Annotated in this window: 19 protein-coding genes; 4 read left to right on the top strand and 15 right to left on the bottom strand. The window is 62.0% G+C overall.

Annotated elements, in window-relative coordinates; genetic code table 11:
- Positions 1 to 236 precede the first annotated feature (236 nt).
- From B3605_RS14200 to B3605_RS14185, 4 genes are read right to left on the bottom strand one after another with little or no spacing between them, the layout of a single operon-like run.
- On the bottom strand, positions 237 to 1,277 hold the full coding sequence (locus B3605_RS14200) for an ABC transporter substrate-binding protein (RefSeq protein ID WP_296434573.1): 1,041 nt from the start codon (positions 1,275 to 1,277) through the stop codon (positions 237 to 239).
- Complete coding sequence (locus B3605_RS14195) at positions 1,274 to 2,062, bottom strand: ABC transporter ATP-binding protein (protein ID WP_296434571.1); 789 nt, start codon at positions 2,060 to 2,062, stop codon at positions 1,274 to 1,276. Before B3605_RS14195 ends, B3605_RS14200 begins: the two co-directional genes overlap by 4 nt.
- Entirely contained in the window at positions 2,059 to 2,883 is an 825-nt protein-coding gene (locus B3605_RS14190; RefSeq protein ID WP_112943254.1) for an ABC transporter permease, read from the bottom strand. The genes B3605_RS14195 and B3605_RS14190 overlap by 4 nt, the downstream gene beginning before the upstream one ends.
- A gap of 33 nt (positions 2,884 to 2,916) precedes the next feature.
- A complete protein-coding gene (locus tag B3605_RS14185; RefSeq protein ID WP_113168159.1) occupies positions 2,917 to 3,525 on the bottom strand; it encodes a YkoF family thiamine/hydroxymethylpyrimidine-binding protein in 609 nt (202 codons plus the stop codon).
- A gap of 400 nt (positions 3,526 to 3,925) precedes the next feature.
- Here B3605_RS14185 and cysP point away from each other — a divergent pair, with 400 nt between their 5' ends.
- From cysP to B3605_RS14165, 4 genes are all read left to right on the top strand, one after another.
- Positions 3,926 to 4,912 carry a thiosulfate ABC transporter substrate-binding protein CysP gene (cysP, locus tag B3605_RS14180; RefSeq protein ID WP_112943252.1) on the top strand — a complete coding sequence of 329 codons (987 nt, stop codon included), beginning with the start codon at positions 3,926 to 3,928 and terminating at the stop codon, positions 4,910 to 4,912.
- Between the two features lie 105 nt (positions 4,913 to 5,017).
- The gene (gene cysT, locus B3605_RS14175) at positions 5,018 to 5,839 is read left to right on the top strand and encodes a sulfate ABC transporter permease subunit CysT (protein ID WP_112943251.1); all 822 of its coding nucleotides are present in this window, start codon (positions 5,018 to 5,020) and stop codon (positions 5,837 to 5,839) included.
- A 2-nt stretch (positions 5,840 to 5,841) separates the two neighbouring features.
- Entirely contained in the window at positions 5,842 to 6,747 is a 906-nt protein-coding gene (cysW, locus tag B3605_RS14170) for a sulfate ABC transporter permease subunit CysW (protein WP_113198626.1), read from the top strand.
- Complete coding sequence (locus B3605_RS14165; RefSeq protein ID WP_113168157.1) at positions 6,744 to 7,778, top strand: sulfate/molybdate ABC transporter ATP-binding protein; 1,035 nt, start codon at positions 6,744 to 6,746, stop codon at positions 7,776 to 7,778. The genes cysW and B3605_RS14165 overlap by 4 nt, the downstream gene beginning before the upstream one ends.
- A 14-nt stretch (positions 7,779 to 7,792) precedes the next feature.
- On the opposite strand, the gene B3605_RS14160 is transcribed toward B3605_RS14165, so the two are convergent.
- The 11 genes from B3605_RS14160 to B3605_RS14110 all read right to left on the bottom strand — a co-directional run bounded on the left by B3605_RS14160 (position 7,793) and on the right by B3605_RS14110 (position 22,546).
- Complete coding sequence (locus B3605_RS14160) at positions 7,793 to 8,545, bottom strand: ABC transporter ATP-binding protein (RefSeq protein WP_112943248.1); 753 nt, start codon at positions 8,543 to 8,545, stop codon at positions 7,793 to 7,795.
- On the bottom strand, positions 8,539 to 9,603 hold the full coding sequence (locus B3605_RS14155) for a FecCD family ABC transporter permease (protein ID WP_162725051.1): 1,065 nt from the start codon (positions 9,601 to 9,603) through the stop codon (positions 8,539 to 8,541). Before B3605_RS14155 ends, B3605_RS14160 begins: the two co-directional genes overlap by 7 nt.
- A gap of 2 nt (positions 9,604 to 9,605) precedes the next feature.
- Complete coding sequence (locus tag B3605_RS14150) at positions 9,606 to 10,736, bottom strand: ABC transporter substrate-binding protein (RefSeq protein ID WP_113168156.1); 1,131 nt, start codon at positions 10,734 to 10,736, stop codon at positions 9,606 to 9,608.
- 133 nt (positions 10,737 to 10,869) lie between these two features.
- Positions 10,870 to 12,363 carry a siroheme synthase CysG gene (gene cysG, locus B3605_RS14145; RefSeq protein ID WP_296434567.1) on the bottom strand — a complete coding sequence of 498 codons (1,494 nt, stop codon included), beginning with the start codon at positions 12,361 to 12,363 and terminating at the stop codon, positions 10,870 to 10,872.
- Entirely contained in the window at positions 12,335 to 14,998 is a 2,664-nt protein-coding gene (locus tag B3605_RS14140) for a nitrate reductase (protein ID WP_112943245.1), read from the bottom strand. Before B3605_RS14140 ends, cysG begins: the two co-directional genes overlap by 29 nt.
- Positions 14,999 to 15,050: 52 nt before the next feature.
- Complete coding sequence (gene nirD / locus B3605_RS14135) at positions 15,051 to 15,386, bottom strand: nitrite reductase small subunit NirD (protein WP_113168153.1); 336 nt, start codon at positions 15,384 to 15,386, stop codon at positions 15,051 to 15,053.
- Between the two features lie 4 nt (positions 15,387 to 15,390).
- Positions 15,391 to 17,853 (bottom strand): nitrite reductase large subunit NirB, encoded by a 2,463-nt coding sequence (nirB, locus tag B3605_RS14130; protein ID WP_112943243.1) that lies wholly within the window; start codon positions 17,851 to 17,853, stop codon positions 15,391 to 15,393.
- Positions 17,854 to 17,857: 4 nt separating this feature from the next.
- Positions 17,858 to 18,655, bottom strand: a complete 798-nt coding sequence (locus B3605_RS14125; RefSeq protein ID WP_113168152.1) for an ABC transporter ATP-binding protein — start codon at positions 18,653 to 18,655, stop codon at positions 17,858 to 17,860.
- 11 nt (positions 18,656 to 18,666) lie between these two features.
- Positions 18,667 to 19,560, bottom strand: a complete 894-nt coding sequence (gene ntrB / locus B3605_RS14120) for a nitrate ABC transporter permease (RefSeq protein ID WP_112819797.1) — start codon at positions 19,558 to 19,560, stop codon at positions 18,667 to 18,669.
- A gap of 55 nt (positions 19,561 to 19,615) precedes the next feature.
- Positions 19,616 to 20,914: a CmpA/NrtA family ABC transporter substrate-binding protein gene (locus tag B3605_RS14115; RefSeq protein ID WP_296434558.1), complete on the bottom strand. Its 1,299-nt coding sequence runs from the start codon at positions 20,912 to 20,914 to the stop codon at positions 19,616 to 19,618.
- A 360-nt stretch (positions 20,915 to 21,274) separates the two neighbouring features.
- Positions 21,275 to 22,546, bottom strand: a complete 1,272-nt coding sequence (locus B3605_RS14110) for a CmpA/NrtA family ABC transporter substrate-binding protein (protein ID WP_296434586.1) — start codon at positions 22,544 to 22,546, stop codon at positions 21,275 to 21,277.
- Between the last annotated feature and the right edge of the window lie 36 nt (positions 22,547 to 22,582).

Genomic DNA, 22,582 nt, shown 5'->3' with positions numbered 1-22,582 from the left:
CGACCCACGTAACGGTCGCCGATGGCTGACCTCTCATTACGTCAGCATTGCTTACTTATCTTGATCATCGGAGTCAAGTTTGACTCCAGCATGGGCGTGATTTTCCTCACGGCCTGCTTGCCTGCGGCACCGGCAGGTGAAACAAAAAGAGGCGGCGTTTCAAAAGCGCCGCCTCTTTCTATACAGTGAAGGTTCTGCCGCGAGATCTCGCGAAAGCCTTCTGGTCAATTTCTAGATCATGCAGCGTCGAGTGGGATATTGCTAAAGTACTGTGCGAAATCCGGCGCTGCTGTAAGCGCCTTGCCATTGGCATCCTTCAGTATTTTCGACTTGAAGAGATAGTCGCCGATCGCCGTCATCTTGGCCGGATCGATGCGGCCGGTGATGCCATCCGGTGTGCGGAAGTAGTGTCCGTCGATCAGCGCCTTCAACGAGGCCTTGACCAACGCGGGATTGGTCAGTGCGTCGCTATTGGCCGCGATCATGAGCTCGACCGCGTCGTCGGGATGATCCACCGCGAACTCGAAGCCCTTGCGCGTCGCCCCCAGGAAGACGCGGGCGAGGTCCGGCTTCTCGTCCAGAAATGCCTGGCTGGAGGCAAGTAGCGTCGTGTGCTCGTCCGGAACGCCATAATCGGAGTAGCGAAAGGCGCGTTGCTTCATCCCCTCGAGTTCCGCCTGCACGCCCTCCCAGGTGTAAACCTCAAGCGTGAAATCGACGCTGCCGTTGGCGAGCGCCTGATAGGCGGAGGTGCCGAGCGTCACGGTCTCGAATTCGCCCTTGCCGCCGTCATGGCGGATGAGCGAGCCGATCAGCGCGTTCTCCCAGGCGCTGCCGAAGCCGCCATAGGTCTTGCCGTCGAGATCTTTGGGGCTGCGAATGTCGTCGCGATCGGCATTGAAGACGAGACGTCCGGTCTCTGTCTGGACGACGGCGTAGGTCGCCACCAGATCGGCGTCTGCCGTGCGCTGGGCCATGAGGCCGATGGTGCCGACAATTCCGAAATCAGCGACATGGTTGGCGACGAGCGTACCTGCCGAAGTGTCCGTGTAGGGTAGGATCTCCACGTCGAGGCCCGCATCGCGGTAAAATCCCTTGTCGCGGGCCACGAAGAGGCCGATGTGGTTGGTATTCGGTGTCCAGTCCAGGGCGACCTTGACAGGGCGCTTCTCCTCGCTGCGGGCCGGCTTCGACAGAAGCGGCGATATTGGCAGCGTCAGAGCAAGCCCTGCGGCCGAAGCCAAGGCTGCGCGGCGGGTCAGCATCGCGTTTTTCATCGTGGTTCCTCCAAGTTGGTCCTTGTGGCGTCGTTCGGGGCATTGAAGAGCGTGTTGAGAATGTCGGCCTCGATCTCGGTCGCGCGCGCACGCGTCGCGCCGTCCAGTATGCGCGGGCGTGGGAGATCGACGGTGATCTCGCGGATAACGCAGGCCGGGCGGGGCGAAAAGATATAGATGCGGTCGGAGAGATAGACCGCTTCGCGCACATCATGGGTGACGAGCATCGCGGTCCAGTCATGCTGCGACCACATCTCTTCCAGCCAGCGCTGCATGCCCGCGCGTGTCAATGCGTCGAGCGCGCCGAATGGTTCGTCGAGCAACAGCATCGGCTTGTCCTGGACCACGGTGCGCAGCAGTGCCGCGCGCTGCCGCATGCCGCCGGACAACTCCGCCGGATAATGCTGCTCGAAGCCGTCGAGGCCGAACTCGGAAAACAGCGGCAGCACCCGCCGGCGCGCCTCGGCGCGGTGCATGCCTTTAACCTCGAGACCGAGCGTGGTGTTGTCGACTATGCGTCGCCACGGCATCAGAGCGTCGCGCTGTGGCATGAAGGCAAAGGGGCGGATTGTTCCGTTTAGCATATGGCCGTCGAAGCGCATGCTGCCGCCATCGGGTTTGCGAGCGCCGGTGAGCAGTTTGAACAGCGTGGATTTTCCAGAGCCCGAGGGCCCGAGAATGGAGACGAATTCGCCGGGTTTGACTGTCAGAGAGATGTCCGACAGCACTGGGGTTTCGTCGTAGCGGCAGGTGATGTGATCGAGTTCCAAGCGCAGCACGGTCATCGGCCGCTTCCCTTTCCGCGTCTCGCCCATGGCATGGCTAGGTGTTCGGCGATGACGGTGAGGGAAAACAGCGTGAGGGTCAGCGCGGCGCTGACGAACACTGCGGCCAGTACTAGGTCGGGTCGGAAATTGTTCTTGGCGTTCAGCATGTAGATGCCGAGCCCTTTGGCAGCACCCGCGTATTCCGCGAAGATCGCGCCGACGACGGCGTAGGTGATGGATATACGCAGCCCAGCGAAGAAAAAGGGCAGGGCGGACGGCAGGCGGGTAAGCAGGAACTGCTTCCAGCGCGGCGCGCCCATCGAGGCAACCAGTTGCTGCAGCTCGTCCTCGGTCGATTGATAGCCCTGGCAAAGCGCCACCAGAATCGGGAAGAAGGTAACGAGCGCGACCAGCAGGATCTTCGGCATCAGGCCGAAGCCGAACCACAGAACGATCAACGGCGCGATGGCGACCAGCGGCAGCGTCTGGCTGATGATGAAGAGCGGAAACAGTGCGCGACGCAGGGACTTGCAGAAGTCGATCAGCACCGACAGGGTGAAGGCGCCCGCAAGCGAGCAGCCGAAACCGGCAAGCGTGGCCCTCAATGTCGGGAGCGTATTGTCGAACAGGGCCTGCCGGGACTGGAAGGTCTGCGCAAGCACGCGGGACGGCGCGGGCAAGGTCGTGGGCGAGATGCCTGACAGGCGGACATAGGCCTCCCAAGCTGCCACCAAAAGGCAGACGGCCGCGATTGCCGGCAGGGCCCGGCTCAGAGCGGAGCGGATGTTGTGTTGCAGGCCGTGAAAGACCTGCCGTGAAGGCGGGCGTGATATCGACATGGAGCAACCGTTTGGGCGAGCCTGGGTCGGCGCTTAGCGCTTGGACGGGCTGTTTGCCGAGACGGTAAGGTCGATCGTCACATGGCCCGCCGGCGGGCCAAAGCGCACCAGCGCCTCATGCACGGTCGCGAAAACCGCGCCGGTGTCGCCGCGCAGCTTCGTGCAGAAGTTCTTCGATTTCTCGAAGACACCGGAATTCTTCAGGAAGTCGATGCAGCCGTAAATCTCGTCCATGTGGCCGTCGATCCCGAGCGTATAGAGCGAAAACTGCGCGGCCGTTTCCTGGCCGATAACAGGCGCGTCCTTGACCGCCTGGTGTGCGCGGGCCTTGCGCTCATCAAGCGGCGCCATGGGGCCGGTCAGTTCGGGCGTCTGGCAGATCGGATCGTCAGGCTCGCCGGGGCAGCCGCGCGAAATGGTCGCGTGCAGGACGCAATGCTTGCCGCTGCTGGCGGCTGCCGCAAACAGATCGCGCATGGCGGCGAAGACGACGTCGGGCGTGCCGATGATCAGCGTCGAAATGTCGTCCGTCTCGATCCGCAGTCTGTCACGATGGGGATCGAGCGCAGAAAGCGCATGGGTGATGACACCGACGAAATCGTCGGTCATGGGATATAGTGAAATCTGCGCGCCGGAAAACATCGCTCTACCTCGCTCCGCTGGCATTATCCAGATCAGCTTGAGGGTCCACGATCATGCGACCGTATCTCAGCCCCGGCATTACGGAGCACCCCTGTGATGCCGGGGTGATACGCCAAAGCCTGACCGAGCGCAAGGGCTATGTATTGGGCCGTTGAGCCATGCCCCCCCGCCGATCGTCATGCGGCAGGCTCAAGTGCCCGATACTCGAAAAGCGTTTTATTGGCAGAGGCTTAGGAAAACGTCGCGAGAAGGGCGGAACGTCGATGAAGTAAAACCGACGCGAAATATGGCGAAAAAAGGACAGAATTTCTAAGCCGGTCCGCAACCGGGGGCGGTGGTTCCTCGCGATCAGGACGCCTTGCGATTAGTTTCACCGCACAGCAAAACACCGGAGCGATAGATGAAACGCCTTCTCATTCTCGGCACAGCGCTTGCCGCCCTCTTTTCCGTTCAGGTCCGTGCCGAAGAGCCTACGAAGCTTCTGAACGCATCCTATGACGTCTCGCGCGAGCTTTTCGCCTCCGAGAACGAAGCCTTCATCAAGCAGCATCCCGGTGTGACCATCGATCAATCGCATGCCGGCACTTCCAAGCAGGCGCGCTCGATCATTGAAGGGCTGGAAGCCGACGTCGTCACCTTCAACCAGTCGACGGACATCGATTTCCTGGCAAAGAACGGTTTCGTCTCCAAGGATTGGACCAAGGCTTTCCCGAACAACGCTTCGCCATTCTACTCCTTTCCATCCTTTCTGGTGCGCGCCGGCAACCCGAAGAACATCAAGGACTGGGACGATCTAGCGCGTGACGACGTGCATGCGGTCTTCCCGAACCCCAAGACATCGGGCAATGCGCGCTACACCTATCTCGCCGCCTATGCCTGGGCCAAGGAAGCCTACAAGGGCGACGAAGGTAAGATCGAAGCCTACATCACCAAGATCTTCGACAACGTGCCGGTCTTCGACACCGGCGGCCGCGCCTCCACGACGACCTTCGTCGAGCGCGAGACCGGCGATGTCTTGATCACCTTCGAAGCGGAGACGCGCGGCATCGAGAAGCAGTACGGTTCCGACAAGGTTCAGGGCGTGATCCCGTCCGTCAGCCTGCTTGCCGAGTTTCCTGTCGCTGTGGTCGACAAGGTCGCCGCCAAGCATGGCACCGAGACGCTTGCGAAGTCCTATCTCGACTTCCTCTACACCGAGGAAGGCCAGCGGATTGCCGCGCAGTTCGGCCATCGCGTTCGCGATGAGAAGGTGATCGGCGAGTTCAAAGATCAGTTTCCAGCGATCCGTCTAGTAAATGTCGACGATACGTTCGGCGGCTGGGAAAAGATCCAGAAGGAACACTTCGCCTCCGGCGGAATTCTCGACAAGCTTTATGGCAGCCGGTAAGCACTAACTGGATATCACATCGCTTGGCCCGGCTGGCCTTTGCCTGCCGGGCCACTTTCGTCATCGTGCTTATAGAGCAGGACTTATGAAACAGGGAATGACCGCTTGAGACGCAATGTCCTGCCCGGATTACGCCTGTCGCTGGGTGTGACCCTTCTCTATGTCGGCCTTATCGTCGTCTTGCCTCTGGCTGCCCTGGTGTTCAAGGCCGCAAGCCTTGGGCCAGAGGACTACTGGCGCATCGTGTCATCCTCGCGCGCGCTGGCCAGCTACCGGGTGACGGTGTTTTCCGCGCTCGGCGCCACGATCTTCAACTTGTTTTTCGGCTTCGCGCTTGCCTGGGTGCTGACGCGCTATCGCTTTCCCGGCTGGCGGCTTGTCGATGCGATGGTCGATCTGCCATTCGCACTGCCGACCGCAGTGGCCGGTATCGCGTTGACAACGCTGTTTGCGGCGAACGGCTGGTTCGGATCCGTGCTTGAAGGCATCGGCATCAAGGTTGCCTATACGCCGATCGGCATCATGGTCGCCATGTGCTTTACCAGCCTTCCTTTCATCGTCCGTACCGTGCAGCCGGTTCTGGAAGATCTCGACCCCGCTTACGAAGAGGCTGCGCAGTCGCTGGGTGGTTCGGACTGGACGATCTTCCGCAAGGTCATGCTGCCGCTGTTGACGCCGGCGCTGCTCGCCGGAGTGTCCTTGTCCTTCGCCCGCTCGCTCGGCGAATTTGGCGCCATCATCTTCATCGCCGGCAACCAGCCGATGTCCACGGAGATCACCGCACTTCTCGTCTTCATCCGGCTCGAGGAGTACGACTATCAGGCGGCCGCGGCGATCGCCTCCGTCCTGTTGCTGACGGCCTTCGTCATGCTGGCGCTGACCAACTGGATGCAGGCGCGGGCGCTGCGATATACGGTGAGGAACTGATCATGAGCATTCCCACCCGCCGCAAACCGCCGCGCGTCGGCGATCAGCCGATCGTCAGGCGCACCTTGATCAGCCTTGTGCTGATCATCGGCGCGTTCCTCATCCTGGCGCCGCTCGTCATCATCGGCGTCGAAGCCTTCGCCAAGGGCTGGCAGGTCTACAGCGCCACAATCAGTCATCCCGATACGCTGCATGCGATCATGCTGACGGTGCTGACCGCGCTGATCGCGGTGCCCATCAACACGGCGTTCGGCGTCGCGGCCGCATGGTCGATCACCAAATTCGATTTCTGGGGCAAGCGCTTCCTGCTCGTGCTGATCGAGGTGCCGTTCTCCGTATCGCCCATCGTCGCCGGCGTTGCCTATCTCTTCGTCTACGGGCTGCAGGGCATCTTCGGGCCGACGCTTGAGGCCTATGACATCAAGATCCTGTTCGCGATCCCAGGCATCGTGCTCGCCTCGATGTTCGTGACCGCGCCATTCGTCGCGCGCGAACTCATACCGCTGATGCAGGCGCAAGGGCGCGATCTCGAAGAAGCGGCGACGTCACTCGGTGCGTCCGGTTGGCGCACGTTCTTCTCGGTCACGCTGCCGAATATCAAATGGGCGATGCTCTACGGTGTGGTGCTTTGCAATGCGCGCGTGATGGGCGAGTTCGGCGCCGTCTCGGTGGTCTCGGGCAATATCCGCGGCCAGACGAATACGCTGCCGCTGCACATTGAGCTGCTTTATCACGATTATCAGGCAACCGGCGCCTTCGCCGCCGCCTCGATCCTGGCGGTTATCGCCATCTTCACCATCATCGCCAAGGTGGCGCTCGAGCGCCAGGGAGCCGGCCGCCGCTCCAGCAGCGCCAAGCCCGCCGCGCGTCCTGTCCTCGTTGCCCAGCCAGCAGAGAAAAACTCATGAAGATCCGCCTCGACCACGTCGTCAAAACCTTCGACACGTTCCGCGCCGTGCGCGACGTCTCGCTGGATATTCGCAGCGGCGAACTTCTCGCGTTGCTGGGGCCATCGGGTTCCGGCAAGACCACGATCCTGCGCATGGTCGCCGGCCTCGAATATTCGGATGGCGGCCAGATATTCTTCGGCGATCAGGATGCGACCGACATTCCGGTGCGCGATCGCGGCGTCGGCTTCGTCTTCCAGCACTATGCGCTTTTCCCGCACATGACGGTCGCCGAAAACATTGCCTTCGGCATGAAGGTGTCGAAGGTCAAGCGCGACAAGGCCGCGATCGTAGCGCGCGTCACCGAACTGCTCCGCCTCGTGCGGCTTGAGGGGCTGGGCGACCGGTTCCCGGCGCAGATATCGGGCGGTCAACGCCAGCGCGTGGCGCTGGCCCGTGCGCTCTCGGTCGATCCGAAAGTGCTGCTTCTGGACGAGCCGTTCGGTGCGCTTGACGCCAATGTGCGTCACGACCTGCGCCGCTGGCTGCGCGAGATCCACCACGAGCTCGGCATCACCACCATCTTCGTGACCCACGACCAGGAAGAGGCGCTCGATCTTGCAGACCGCGTCGTCATCCTGAAGGACGGCAAGATCGTTCAGGAGGGCACGCCCGAGCAGGTCTGCCGTGATCCGCAATCGGCCTTCGTGATGAAGTTTCTGGGTGATGCCAACGTGTTGCCGGCCGAAATCCGCTCCGGCGTCGCCTATACCGGTGGCGCTTCGGTCGCGGCACCCGGTATTGCCGATGGCACCGGCGAGATCTATGCGCGCCCGGCCGATCTCGATTGGTCAGGGGACGGTCCCGGCATCGGCGCCAGCGTCGACCGTGTGCTCGACCGGCCGGATGGTCGCCGCATTCTGGCGAGCACTGAAAGTGGCGCTCAGCTCGAATTCAATGTCGAGCCCGAGCGTGCCGTCAAGGCGGGTGACCGCGGTTTCGTCACCGTCCGTCGCGCCAAGGTCTTTGGCGCAGCGAAGGCTGCAGTCTAGACAGAGCTAACCGATCAGATCGCGCCGTCGACGATGACCAGTGGCGTTCCCTGCGAGCAGTGTTCGATCCGAGCGTCGATCTTGTAGATATCGCGCAGCATGGTCTTGGTGATCACGTCGCTGGTCTTGCCGCTCGCCGCCATCTTGCCGTTGCTGATGACGACGGTGTTCTCGCAATAGCGCAGCGCGTGATTTAGATCGTGAAGCGCGATGAGGATGATCATGCCATCGCGCTTGGCGGTGGCGGAGATGAAGTCCAGAACCTCTACCTGCCGGTGGAGATCGAGCGCCGAGGTCGGCTCGTCCATGAGCAGGACTTCCGGATTGCGAATGAGCGCCTGGGCAAGCGAGACCAGCTGGCGCTGGCCGCCGGAAAGTTCGCCAAGCCCACGAAACGCGAGTTCGTCGATGCGCAGCGCCTTCAATAGCCGGTCGATTGCCGCCAGCTCCTCGTCGGCAACCCTCCAACCGCTGCCCTGCTTTGCCGACAGCAAGACCGACTCGTAGACTGTCAGAACCGCATTGGCGCCGGTGTCCTGCGGCATGTAACAGATCGTTCGCGGACCGGCCTCGGTATCGGAAAGCTCGACCAGCCCCGGCCCCTTGATCAGCGAGGCGATGCGCTTGAAGAGCGTGGACTTGCCGGCCGCGTTGGGCCCGATGATCGCGGTCACGCTGCCGCCGCGAAGATCGTCGATCCCGACATCCTGGAGAACCTTGACCCGACCATAGGTCGCGCCGACACCTTTTAGCGCGAGCGCTACCATGCGCGTCTCCTGTTGCTAAAAATGAGGACGAAGAAGAACGGCACGCCCACCAGCGCCGTGATCACGCCGATCGGCAGGATGGCGCCTGGAATGAGCATTTTGCTCACTACCGATGTTACGGACAGAAGAAGCGCGCCGCAGATAACGGCCCCCGGCAAGAAGAAGCGCTGATCCTCGCCGACGACCATGCGCGCGATATGCGGACCGACCAGCCCAACGAAGCCGATCGTGCCGACAAAAGAAACGGGGATGGCGGCGAGCAGGCTGACAATCATCATTGTCTGCAGCCGCAGGCGCCGCACATTGACGCCCATGCTGGCCGCCTTGTCGTCGCCGAGCCGTAGTGCGGTCAGTGCCCAGGCATCCTTCATGAACAAGGGGACGGTCACTACGAGGATGCTCGCCGTGAACCAGACCTTCGGCCATGTCGCCTTGGTCAGACTGCCCATGGTCCAGAACACCACCGCTGCGAGCGCCTGCTCGGAGGCCAGATACTCGAGCAGCGACAAGGCTGCGTTGAAGGTGAAGACCAGCGCGATGCCGAGCAGCACGATGGTCTCGACGCTCACACCTCGCATTGTCGAGGCGAAATGAATGAAGAGCGCCGCGGCCATCGCCATCAGGAAGGCGTTGAGCGGCACCATGTACTGGATGGCGCCGGGAAACAGCGAGACGCCGCCGACCAGCGCGAGCGCCGCGCCGAAACTCGCTGCGGCCGAGATTCCCAACGTGAACGGGCTTGCGAGCGGGTTTGAGAGGATGGTCTGCATCTGCGCGCCGGCAACCGACAGCGATGCGCCGACCGTGACCGCCATCAGGGCGATCGGCATGCGGATATCCCAGATGATCACCCGAAGTTGCGCGGCCACCGCACTCGGATTAGCAAGTGCTGCAAGCACGTCCGATAGCGAATAGTTGGCCGGACCGAGCGCCATATCGAGCGCGATGCTGACACATAGCGCGATAGTGAGCGCAAGCAGGATCAGGATGCGGCGCAAAGCAAGGGCGCGATATTGCACGCGCCCCGTTGCCGATGTCTCGATGGCACTCACAGCCATTCTCACATCTCCTTCAGAGAGACGAAGTAACCCTGCTTGTAATCCAGCGGCAGGAAGCGGGCGTGAAGTTCCTTGAAAGTCGCTTCAGGATCGAGGTCTGTGAAGAGATCGGGATGCAGCCACTTCGCCATCTCCTGTATCGCGACGAACTGGTAGGGGTTGTTGTAGAACTGATGCCAGATGGCATGCACATTGCCGTCGGCAACGGCCTTGACGCCGGTGAAGGCCGGACGCTTTGTCAGAGCCTCAAGCTTGCGGCGGGCTTCCTTGAGATCCGCGCCGTAACCGACACCAACCCAGGCGCCGCCCGGGACGTATTTATCCCAATTGCCGCCGGTCACGATGATCTGATCCGGGTTGGAGGCGATGACCTGCTCGGGATTGACCGTTCCGAATGTGCCGGGGATGATATCCTTCGCCATGTTGATGCCGCCGGCGATTTCGACCATCTTGCCGAAGTTCTCGTTGCCGAAAGACATGCAGCAATCATCAGAATAGCCGCCGGCACGTTCCACGAAGACCACAGGCTTCTTCGGATTGTTCTTCTCGATCACATCTGTCACGCGCTTGATGCTGTCGGCGCGGAACTTGATGAAATCTTCGGCGACCGCCTCCTTGCCCATCAACTGGCCCATGACGCGCATGCTTGGCTCGGTGTTTTCCATCGGCTTCTCGCGGAAATCCACGTAGACGAGGGGAATGCCGACCTTGCCGAGCTTTTCGATATAGCCTGCTTCTTCCGTCGCAGTCTTGGCGTCGATGTTCATCAAGATGACGTCGGGCTTCAGCGCCACGGCCTGCTCGATATCGAAAGTGCCATCCTTCATGCCACCGAATGTCGGCAGCTTGGCGATTTCGGGATACTTGGCTAGATAGGCGTCATAGGATTCTGGATCCGCCTTCGGTAGATCGTCGCGCCAACCGACGACGTGTTCGAAAGGGTTCTCCTTGTCGAGCGCGGCGAGGAAGTAGATCTGCCGGCCTTCGCCGAGAATCATGTGCTTTACGGGCGTGTTCACCTCGACGCTTCGCCCTGTCACATCCTTGATGGTGACGGTATCGGCCAGGGCCGGCAAGGCGGTCGACATGAAGAGGGCTGCTGCTAGTGCGTGGATTTTGCCAGCGAGGCGCATTTTTGGGTCACTCCCTTGGAATTGACCCCGTTTATTATTTTATGAGTTTATTAGTCAAGTTACATCTCGCGGCTAGCCTGAAATTGAGCGTCCTCCGGTGTCAATCTCTGCAACCATCTTCGAAGGCGCTTGATCAGCAGGCCTCACGTTGCAGGTCCAGCTTCTGCTGATTGCCATTCTGGTTCGCCATTTCACGTGCCGCGAGTGTCGATCCGACGGCGATCAGCACCGGCTGATCGTAACCGATGATGGCAATGCCCTCGCGGAGTTCCTCAAGCGGACCGCGCCAGTCACGCTGCGTGACCCGGCTGACATCGCTCATGACGATAACCGGCGTCGAAGGCGAAAGCCCTTCTGCGATAAGCCGCTCGGCAATCAACGTCGCCGTCCTGCCGCCCATGTAAAACACGGTGGTGGTACGCGGATCGGCGACGCTTGCCCAACTCACATCCTCCGGCAGGCCGCCATGGCGGGAGTGGCCGGTGATGAAGCGCACGGATTGGGCGTGATCGCGGTGGGTGAGCGAAATGCCGAGACGGGACGCCATCGCGCTTGCCGACGTGATGCCGGGGACGACATCGACGGGGATACCCTCTCGGTCCAGATGCGCGATCTCCTCGCCGGCGCGGCCGAAGATCATCGGATCGCCGGATTTCAGACGGACGACGCGCTTGCCCGCCTTGGCGAGCTTGACCATCATGTCGTTGATATCTTCCTGGCTGCAGCTTGTGCGGCCGCCGCGCTTGCCGACGAGCATGCGCTTTGCCTCCCGGCGGGCAAGCTCCAGCACCTCAGTGGAGACCAGATCATCGAACAGGATCACATCGGCTGCCTGCAAGGCCCGCACCGCCTTCAGTGTCAGCAGTTCTGCGTCTCCGGGACCGGCGCCGACAAGCGTAACCCGGCCTTGAAATGTGAGGGCGGGCGCTCCGCGAAGCCTCTCGGCTTCCTTAAGAAGCAGCCCGCCGACGACCTCCTCCGGCGTATCCGAACTCGAGAAGGCGCGATCGACGAATTTCTCCCAGAACGCGCGGCGCAAGGGCCCCGGCGCCAGCCGTTCGTTAATCTGATCTCGCAACGCCTGCGCCAATCCCGCCCAACCCTTCAGCGCCTGCGGTAGCAAGGTTTCGATCCGGCGACGGATCGCCTGGGCGAGGATCGGGGCTGCGCCATCCGTCGAAATGGCGACGACGACCGGCGAGCGGTTTACGATCGAGCCGAACTGAAACTGGCAGTAATCCGGCTTGTCGATGACGTTGACGGGGACCCCCGTCGCGCGCGCGGCGTCGAAGAAGCGCTGGGCTTCGTCGCCATCTTCGCAATCGCCGATCGCCAGAGCGGCGTGTTCGAGGTCCGCTTCCCGCCATTCGCGCTGGTGGTGGTAGACGCTTGCGGATGGATGCTCCGGCTTGTGTGCGGCGAGAGCGGCGCATGCGTCACTGAGGTCTGAGGCGAATATCTCGACACAAGCCCCGCAGGCTGCCAGCAACTCGGCCTTCCATGCTGCCGCATCCGTGCCGCCCGCCACCACGACGCGCCTGCCTTCCAGCGCCCAGAAGACCGGAAGTTTGGAGAGCGGCTCCATGCGGGCCGGGCTGTCATTCCGCCGCTGCTGCAAGACATCCATCGATGATCCCCCTGATTTCCGCGCGGCAGGAGCCGCAATTGGTTCCGGCCTTGGTTTGCGCGCCGACCGCCTCGACGCTATGGCAACCGCCGCCCACAGCGGCGATGATCTGGTTGACGCCGACGCCGAGGCAAGAGCAAACGGTGGCGCCGGGATCCGGCATGTCGGCGCCAGGGCGACCGGCGACCAGCGCGAAGCGCTTGCGCGGTTGGTCGTGCGACGCGACGAGTTGCGCGATTGCCCAGTTGCGCGCGACGGCAACCGGTTGCCGGGCGATGAAGAGGGCGGCGAGAAGCCGGTCGCCTTCAAAGAAGGCAAGTCTGACGTCCCCGGATTGCCGATCCACGTAGCCAAGCGGCTCTATCTCCTCGGCAATGGCAAATGTTCGGCGACACCAGAGCGACCAATCATCCACCTGTTGATCGACAGCCAATTCGAGCCGCCAGCCGCCGTCGGCCTTCGCCAGCGCCCAATATCGGGTATCAAGTCCCTCAGGCTTGGCTGCCGAAACGGCGAAGCCATAGGATACAACGGTGAAAGGCCCTGCCGTGACCGCAACGTTCTTCGAGGCCGGCTGGCCGGATACCGGATCGGTGATCGGCGCGACGACGGCATCGATCCGGGCTTTGGCAGCGAACTGATCGTTCCAGTGCATGGGCGCGAAGATGCTGCCGCGAGCCTGCCGCTCGGTGATCAGCGCTCGCACGATTGCCTTGCCGTGAGGGCTTTCGATCTCGACCAGCGTGGCATTGCCGACGCCGATCTCGATCGCGTCGCGCGGATGCAGTTCGGCGAAGGGCTCGGCGATGTGCGACGAAAGCCGGGCGCTTTTGCCCGTCCGCGTCATCGTGTGCCACTGGTCGCGAATGCGGCCGGTGTTGAGCGTGAAGGGAAATTCGGGATTGGTTCGATCGCAGATGGTGGGCTCGACGGGGATAAAACGCGCGCGTCCATCAGGATGGTAGAAGTGTCCATCGGCGAAGAAGCGCTTGCTGCTACCGATTATGGGGGCAATTCCCCGCTTGGCAGGCCATTGGAATGGCGACATCAGGCGGTAACTTTGCTCATCGATCCCCGCATAGGATCCGATGTCGAAATCCCGGCTGCCGTCATTTTCGAACGCGGAGAGGGCCGCGTGCTCGGCAAAGATGTCCGCCGGCGAGCCGTAGCCAAAGCCGTCAAAGCCCATGCGGCGTCCGACGTCGGTCAACTGCCACCAGTCGGCGCGGGCCTCGCCAGGCGTGTCGAGGAAATCGCGCTGGCGCGAGATGCGGCGTTCGGAGTTAGTGACCGTGCCGTTTTTCTCGCCCCAGCCGAGGGAGGGCAAGAGGACATGGGCATGGCGCGTGGTGTCGGTGTCGCGCAGGATATCGGAGACGACGACGAAGGGGCAGGCTTTGATCGCTCTTTCGACGGCATCGGCGTCGGGCATGGAGACCACTGGGTTGGTCGCCATGATCCAAAGCGCCTTGATGCGCCCGTCCGCGACAGCACTGAACATGTCGACCGCTTTCAGGCCGGGCTTTTGCGCGATGACAGATGACTGCCAGAAGCGCTGGACCCGATCGCGGTCATCGGCGTTTTCGATCGCCATATGGGCGGCAAGCATATTGGCGAGGCCGCCGACCTCGCGACCGCCCATGGCGTTCGGCTGACCGGTGAGAGAGAAGGGTCCCATGCCAGGCCGGCCAATGCGGCCGGTGGCAAGATGACAGTTTATGATTGCATTGACCTTGTCGGTGCCGGATGAGGATTGGTTGACACCCTGGCTGTAGCATGTGACGACTTTCTCGGTCGCCGTAAACAGGCGGTAGAATTCGCGCAGCTGCATGGCCGGCAGGCCGGTCTGCTCCAATACATCGCTGGACGAAAGCATCGAGGCCTTTGCGAAGGCTTCGTTGAAGCCGCTGGTATGCTCCGCCACATAGTTTTCATCGATTGCGCCGGCCGAAATGACGTGCGCGAAAAGGCCCGTGAACAGCGCAACGTCGCTATCGGGACGAATGGCCAGATGCAGGTCGGCGATGTCAGATGTCATTGTTCGGCGCGGGTCGATGACCACGACCTTCATGCCCGGGCGCACTGCCTTGGCTGCCGCAATACGTTGATAGATGACAGGATGACACCAGGCAAGATTGGAGCCGGTGAGGATGACGAGGTCGGCCAGTTCGAGATCTTCGTAGACGCCGGGAACCGTATCGGCGCCGAAAGCGCGTCGATGGCCGGCTACGGAGGACGACATGCAAAGGCGGGAGTTGGTGTCGATATTGCCGGAGCCGATGAAGCCCTTCATCAGCTTGTTGGCGACGTAATAGTCTTCTGTGAGCAGCTGGCCGGAAACGTAAAGTGCCACGGAATCCGGCCCGTGTTCGGCAATCGTTTTTGAGAAGCGGTCGGCGACGAGATCAAGGGCGGTGTCCCAATCCGTTCGTTGGTCGGCGATTTCGGGATAGAGCAGGCGTCCGTCTAGATCGATGGTTTCGGCGAGCGCGGACCCCTTGGAGCACAGGCGTCCGAAGTTCGCCGGATGGTCGGGATCGCCTTTGACGGAGACTGCGCCATCATCGCCGACCGTTGCGATGACACCGCAGCCGACGCCGCAATAGGGACAGGTGGTTTTGGTTTCACTGGGCATGGGGGTGCCCTCTCCGGGTGTCGAGGGGGGTGCCATTTCCACCATGAGCCAATCACTCCGCCGCCATCATCAAGCTCTCGAACGCGATAGACAGCGTCCCATTCTCGTTCCTCACGGGAATGGTCCGCACCTCACCCTCATCCGCCCCCAGAGCCTTGCCGGTTTCCAGCGAGATCACCCAATTGTGCAAGGGGCAGGTGACCGCCTTGGCATGCACGATCCCCTGCGACAGCGGCCCGCCCTTGTGCGGGCAGTGGTCTTCGATCGCGAAGACTTCGTTCTCCGCCGTGCGGAAAACGGCGATCTTGCCCTGAGGGGTTTTCACGCAGCGCGCGCCACGCAGCGGAATGTCGGAGATGTCGCCAATCGAGATCCAGTTCATATCCATCGCCTCACTCCGCTGCCTGGGGGAAGCCGATCGTCGCCATCGGCTTGAATTCGTGCTTGTCTTTGCCGGAGACGCGCTCCGACCAGGGATCGACCTGAGCGAATGTCTGCGAGAAGACGAAGCGGTCGTAATAGGCCTTGCGCTTGTCGGCATCGCCGATGATCTGGCGGCGGATTTCCTCCAGCCCGACGCGCTTTGCCCATTTGTAGATGCGCTCGAGATAGCGGGCCTGCTCGCGGTACATCTGCGTCAGCGCCACGATGTGCTCCAGCGCCTCGTCCTCGGTCTTCACCAGGCCGAGAACCTCGGTGCCCTTGATGTCGAGACCGGCAGCGCCCGCGAAGTGGATCTCGAAGCCACTATCCACGCAGATGACGCCGATATCTTTGCATGTCGCTTCCGCGCAGTTGCGCGGGCAGCCGGAAACGGCGAGCTTAAGCTTGGCCGGCGTCCAGGAGCCCCACATGAACTTCTCGATGCGGATGCCGAGGCCGGTGGAATCCTGCGTGCCGAAGCGGCACCAATCTGACCCGACACAGGTCTTCACCGTTCGCAGGCCCTTCGCATAGGCCTGTCCGGAAACGAATCCGGCCTTGCCGAGATCGGCCCAGACCGCCGGCAGGTCTTCCTTCTCGATCCCAAGCAGGTCGATGCGCTGGCCGCCGGTGACCTTCACCATTGGGATCTCGAACTTGTCGACGACATCGGCGATGGCGCGCAATTCGTTTGCGTTCGTCACGCCGCCCCACATGCGCGGGACCACCGAATATGTGCCGTCCTTTTGAATGTTGGCGTGGACGCGCTCGTTGATGTAGCGCGACTGGTAGTCATCGGCGTATTCGTCCGGCCAATCGCAGACGAGGTAGTAATTAAGCGCCGGGCGACACTTGGCGCAGCCGCAGGAGGTCTTCCATTCGAGCTCCTGCATGACGGCGGGGATCGTTTTCAAACCCTTGGCCTTGATCAGGCGGCGCACGTCGTCATGGCCGAGTTCGGTGCAGGTACACATCGGCGTCACGGCGGCCGGGTTGTAGCTGTCGCCGAGCGTCAGCGACATCAGCTGTTCGACCAGCCCGGTGCAGGAACCGCAGGAGGCGGACGCCTTGGTGTGGGCGCGGACGTCGTCGAGCGACGTCAGCCCCTTGGCCGATATGGTCGAGGTGATTTTCCCCTTGCATACGCCGTTGCAGCCGCAGATTTCCGCATCATCCGGCAAGGCTGCAACGGCCGCCATAGGGTCCAGCGGCGATCCTCCCTGGTAAGCCTGTCCGAAGATCAGCGTGTCGCGCATCTCGGTGATGTCGGTCTGCTTCTTCTTCAGATCGTTGAACCATGCGCCATCGGCCGTCTCGCCGTAAAGAACAGTGCCGATGATACGGTTGTCCTTCAGCACCAGGCGCTTGTAGACGCCGGCGGTGGCATCGCGCAGCACGATCTCCTCGCGGTCGTCGCCGTCGGCGAAGTCGCCAAGCGAATAGAGATCGATGCCGGTGACTTTCAGTTTTGTGGGCGTGTCCGAGTGGACGAAGGCCGGCGAGGTATCGCCCGCGAGGTGCGAGGCGGCGATGCGGGCCATCTCATAGAGCGGCGCGACGAGGCCATAAACCATGCCGCCGACCTCGGCGCATTCGCCGAGCGAGAGAATATCGCCATCCGACGTGCGCATGCCGTCATCGACGACGATGCCGCGATTGACCGCAAGGCCGGCCTCTTTCGCCAAGCCAACATTCGGGCGGATGCCGACGGCCATGACGATAAGGCTTGCCGGAATGATGCGACCATCGTCGAGCTCTATCCCCTCGACCTTGCCGTTGCCGATAATCGCCTTGGTGTTGGCCTTCGTGATGACCTTGATGCCGCGTTCCTCGACGGCCTTCTGCAGTAGATAGCCGGCGGCGGGGTCGAGCTGGCGCTCCATCAGCGTTGGCATCACATGCAGCACGGTCACATCCATACCGCGCTGCGCGAGACCAGCAGCCGCCTCCAGACCAAGCAGGCCGCCGCCGATAACGATCGCTTTCTCGCGTGATTGCGCCGCCAGAAGCATGGCCTGCACGTCGTCGAGATCGCGATAGGTGATGACCCCTGGCAGGTCCTTGCCGGGGACGGGGATGATGAAGGGTACGGAGCCGGTGGCGATCACCAGCTTGTCATAACTCTCCGTCACGCCGTGGTCCGAGGTCACCGTCTTTGCATCGCGATCGATGGCGACGATCTTGTGGCCCTTGTAGAGCGTTATGCCGTGATCGATGTACCAGCCGTCGCCATGGATGACGATCTGCTCGTAGCTCTTTTCACCAGATAGAACCGGCGACAGCATAATGCGGTCATAATTGACGCGCGGCTCGGCGTTGAAGATCGTGACCTGATATTGGCCCGGCGCCTTTTCGAATAAGTGCTCGAGCATGCGCCCGGGCGCCATGCCGTTGCCGATGATCACGAGTTTTTCGATGCGCGTTTCTGACATGGGGTTACTCCGCGGCTTCGACAAAGCGGTGGCGTTCGTAGAGGAACTTCAGCACGGCTTCGCGGCATTTGAGGTAGGTTCGGTCGGAGGCAAGCTCGATGCGGTTGCGCGGGCGCGCGATCGGCACGTCGAGGACTTCGCCGATCTTGGCTGCCGGACCGTTGGTCATCATCACGATGCGGTCCGAAAGCAGAACGGCCTCGTCAACGTCGTGGGTGATCATCACCATCGTGTTGCCAAGGCGAGCATGGATCTCCATGACTGCATCCTGCAGATGGGCGCGCGTCAGCGCGTCGAGCGCGCCGAATGGCTCGTCGAGCAGCAGGATTTTAGGCTCCATGGAGAGCGCCCGGGCGATGCCGACACGCTGCTTCATGCCGCCGGATATCTCGGAGGGACGCTTGTCCTTGGCGTGGGCCATCTGCACGAGATCGAGGTTTGTCATCACCCAGTCGTGGCGCTCGGCCTTGCTCTTGGAGTTGCTGAATACCTTGGAGACGGCGAGATTGACGTTTTCGTAGACGGTGAGCCAGGGAAGCAGGCTGTGGTTTTGGAAGACGACGGCGCGCTCGGGGCCGGGAGCATTCACCTCGCGGTTTTCGAGCAGCACGGCACCTGAGGACACGGGCGTCAAGCCGGCGATGAGGTTAAGCAGGGTGGACTTGCCGCAGCCGGAATGGCCGATGATCGAGACGAACTCACGTTTGGAGATGGTCAGGTTGATGCCCTTGAGCACCTCGGCGCGCACGCCGGCCCGGTCGAAATGCTTGTCGATATGGTCGAGCTTGAGATAGGCGGTCATGGTCGTTCCCTTCAATTGGCCGAAGCGCCGCGGGTGATCAGCTTGCCGACTGCCGCCACCAGCTTGTCGAGCGCGAAGCCGACGACGCCGATGTAGGCAAGCGCGACGATGATGTCGGGCAGGCGGGACGAGTTCCACGCATCCCAGATGAAGAACCCGATGCCGACGCCGCCGGTGAGCATTTCGGCAGCGACGATCGCTAGCCAGGAGAGGCCGACACCGATGCGAAGGCCGGTGAAGATGTATGGGGCGGCCGAAGGCAGCATGATCTTGAAGAAGAACTCGATCTGGTTCAGCCGCAGCACCTGAGCGACGTTGCGGTAGTCCTGCGGGATGTTGCGCACACCGACGGCGGTGTTGATGATGACGGGCCAGATCGAGGTGATGAAGATCACGAAGATCGCCGAAGGGTTGGCGTTCTGGAAAGCGGCGAGAGAGAGCGGCAGCCAGGCAAGGGGTGGCACCGTGCGCAGCACCTGAAAGATCGGATCTAGGCCGCGCATCGCCCAGACCGACTGGCCGATGACGGCGCCGACAATCACGCCGACGACTGCGGCCAAGCCGAAGCCGTAAGCCACGCGCTGCAGCGAGATCAGCACGCGCCAGCCAAGCCCGATATCCTGCGAGCCATAGTTGAAGAAGGGGTAAGCGATCAGGTCGAAGCTCTCCTGCCACACCTGATGTGGGGAGGGCAGCGAGGCCGTTGGCGACGAACAGAGCACCTGCCACACGCCAAGCAGGATGGCGAGCACGACGAGCGGCGGCAGGACGTTACGGGCAAGCACGGCCGCGATTTTCGTGATGTTGATCTTTGCCGCCGGGCGCCTTGCGAGCGGCAGGATAGTTGCGGTGTTCGTTGCGGTTGCCGATGTCGCGATTGTTTGTTTCTTGGCCAAAGCGGGCATTCTACGCTCCTCTGCGGGATGGAAGAGCCGGCGCGGTCCACGCCGGCGGCACGGATCAGGACGCGACCTTGATCGTCAGGCTGTCGAGATAGGCGGAGGGGTTTTCGGGATCGAAGACCTTGCCGTCGAAGAAGGTTTCCTTGCCGCGCGAGGACGATGCCGGGATGTCGGCGGCGGCGACGCCGAGGTCCTTGGCAGCGGCGCGCCAGATGTCCTCGCGGTTTACCTCGTCAACCAGCTTCTTGATGTCGGTATCCGGCGCGAACTTGCCCCAGCGAATATTCTCGGCGAGGAACCAGGTGTCATGGCTCTTGAAGGGATAGGAAACGCCGCCGGCCCAGAACTTCATGTAGAGATCGGTGCCGGTGGCGACGCGGCCGTTGCCGTAGTTGATGTCGCCCTTGAGGCGGCCGAGCACGTCCTTCGGCGGCACGTTGAACCACTGGCGCTTGCCGAGCAGCGCCGACATCTCTTCCTTATTTTCCATGCTGTCGCACCATTGCTGGGCTTCCATCACGGCCATCAGCAGCGCCTTGGCGGCATTCGGGTTCTTCTCGACCCAATCCGACCGCATGCCGAGCGCCTTTTCCGGGTGCCCCTTCCAGAGTTCCCCGGTCGTTGCCGCCGTGAAGCCGATACCCTGGTTGACCAACTGTTCGTTCCAGGGCTCGCCGACACAGAAGACGTCCATGTTGCCGACCTTCATGTTCGCCACCATCTGCGGCGGCGGTACCACGATCGTGGATACATCCTTGTCCGGATCGATGCCGCCGGCGGCGAGCCAGTAACGGATCCACAGGTCGTGCGTGCCGCCGGGGAAGGTCATGGCCGCCTTAACCTCCTTGCCCTCGGCCTTCTTCTTGTCGAAAGCGGCCTTCAGCTTTGAGGCGTCCAGCTGCACGCCTGTATCGGCATATTCCTTGGCGACCGAGATGCCCTGGCTGTCGTAGTTGAGCCGCGCGAGAATGGTCATCGGCACCGGCAGATTGTTCTGCGTCACCTTGCCGGTGTGCATGAGATAGGGGAGCGGCGAGAGGATGTGCGCGCCGTCGATGCCGTTGGCGGCTCCGCCGAGAACAAGGTTGTCACGCGTGGCACCCCAGGACGCCTGCTTGGCGACCTCGACATCGGGCATGCCATGCTTGGCGAACAGGCCTTTCTCCTGCGCGACAACGAGCGGCGCGGCATCGGTGAGCGCGATGAAGCCGAGCTTGGCGCCCGTCACCTCGGGGCCTGCACCGGCGGCGAAGGCGCCTGACGGGAAGGCGCTACGCACCGCCGTGATCAGGGCTGCGGTTGCCGCGGTCTTCAATATGCCGCGACGTGTGATGCCGGTCGTGATTATCTTGCTCATTGCGCAGGTTCCCTCTGCTTGGTGCTGGCCGGAGTTTGGGGAATAAAAAAACGCCGCTCGGCAGATGCGTCATCGGGAGGGAAGATCCCGGACTACAAAGGCCTTGCGACGTCGATGTCTTTTGCGAGCGCTTATCGCGCGCTCATCTCGCCCCGATCGCCGTTGACCGGTGCGGTTTTAGCAAAGCAAACGGTGTGCCAGTTCTAAAGTGCGATTTTATGCAATTGAAAATAAAGCATAAAATCGGCAGATGCTTATCTGCTCAATTTTTCGTCTCGATTTTCTGATGGCAATGTTTTGTGCGAATGCCATCGTGACGGCATTCCGGTGTGCAAGCTATTTGTGCACAGCAACAAACAATCAGTGGTCGTCCGGGCCCTTCGGTGGCGATTGAACGCTACGGACCGCGAAGCCCGAAACGTAGTCGGCGAACCGCGACGGATCGAAGACGTGACCGTCCATAAACCGGTCTCCGTCTATGCCTCCCTCGATGCGGATGTCGGCATCGGCAGGGGCGCTATCCGGGCCGAGTGCCGCCCGGTAGAGATCGGGACGAAACGCGGAGGCCGCTGCCCTGGCATTGTTCAGCGACATCTCGGCCTGCCCCCAGCGCACCATCTGGCTGTAGATCCAGAGCGCCTGGCTGGGGCGGGGATAGTTGGCAAAGCGGCCGTGAAAAAGGAAGTAATCGTCGATCACGCGACGATTGCCCTTGGCGTCAAGGCTGAACTCGCCGGCCAGCACATGGCGGATTATCTCGACCGGGGCGGCTATGTAGCGCGGATCGGCGAGCGCCTGCGCCAGCGCATCGTGGTTTTCGACGCGGTCGCACCAGTGGGCGGCGGCATCAAGCGCAACGATTAGCCTGGAAACGGTGTCGCGATGGGCCTCCGCCCAGTCCGGACGCATGCCGATCACCTTTTCCGGCGCTGACGGCCAGATATCCTGCTTGGCGGCGACAATTCGCCCAACGCCGCGCTCGGAGGCGATCATGTTCCATGGCGCACCGACGCAGAAGCCATCGATGGCGCCGGCAGCAAGCGCGTCCGAAGTCAGCGGTGGCGGGACCACGACCAGCCGCACGTCATTGTCGGGATCGATGCCGCCGGCCGCGAGCCAATAGCGGAATTCGTAATTGTGCGAGGAAAAGGGATAGGTCATGCCCAGCGTCGGCATCGGCTCGCCGTCCGCATTCATCTCGCGCACGACCATTGCCAGCGCCTGCGCGCTTTCGAGCGCGGTCGGTGTTTCGGAAAGCCCCGCCGCCTGCTGCATCCGCTCGAAGAGCGCCGTCGACAAGGTTATCGCATTGCCTCCGCGCCCGAGCGAGAAGGGTGTGATCGTCGGCGACGGGTTGGAGCCGAGCGCCAGCGCCGAGGCGACCGGCATGGGCGACAGCATATGGGCGATATCGAATTGGCGAAACGCCAGGCGGTCGCGGACGTTGGCCCAGGAAACGTCCTTGACGAGGTCGAGCGTCAACCCCTCCTTGGCGGCAAAGCCAAATTCCGCGGCTGCGATCAGGACCGAGGCATCGACAAGTGGGATGAAGCCGGCGCGCAGCGTTCTCGAGCCTTCGGTCGCCGTGCTTGTCGGTGCGGCAAGGCTGCCGCTGCTGGCATTGTCGGTCATGATCTTGTCCATCCCGGTTTCCTCCGGACATCAAGC

The organism is Rhizobium sp. UBA1881, from assembly GCF_002338015.1.
GTDB lineage: Bacteria > Pseudomonadota > Alphaproteobacteria > Rhizobiales > Rhizobiaceae > Rhizobium.
Note: the sequence above shows the minus strand (reverse complement) of the source record. Positions and strands in the feature narration are given on the sequence as shown.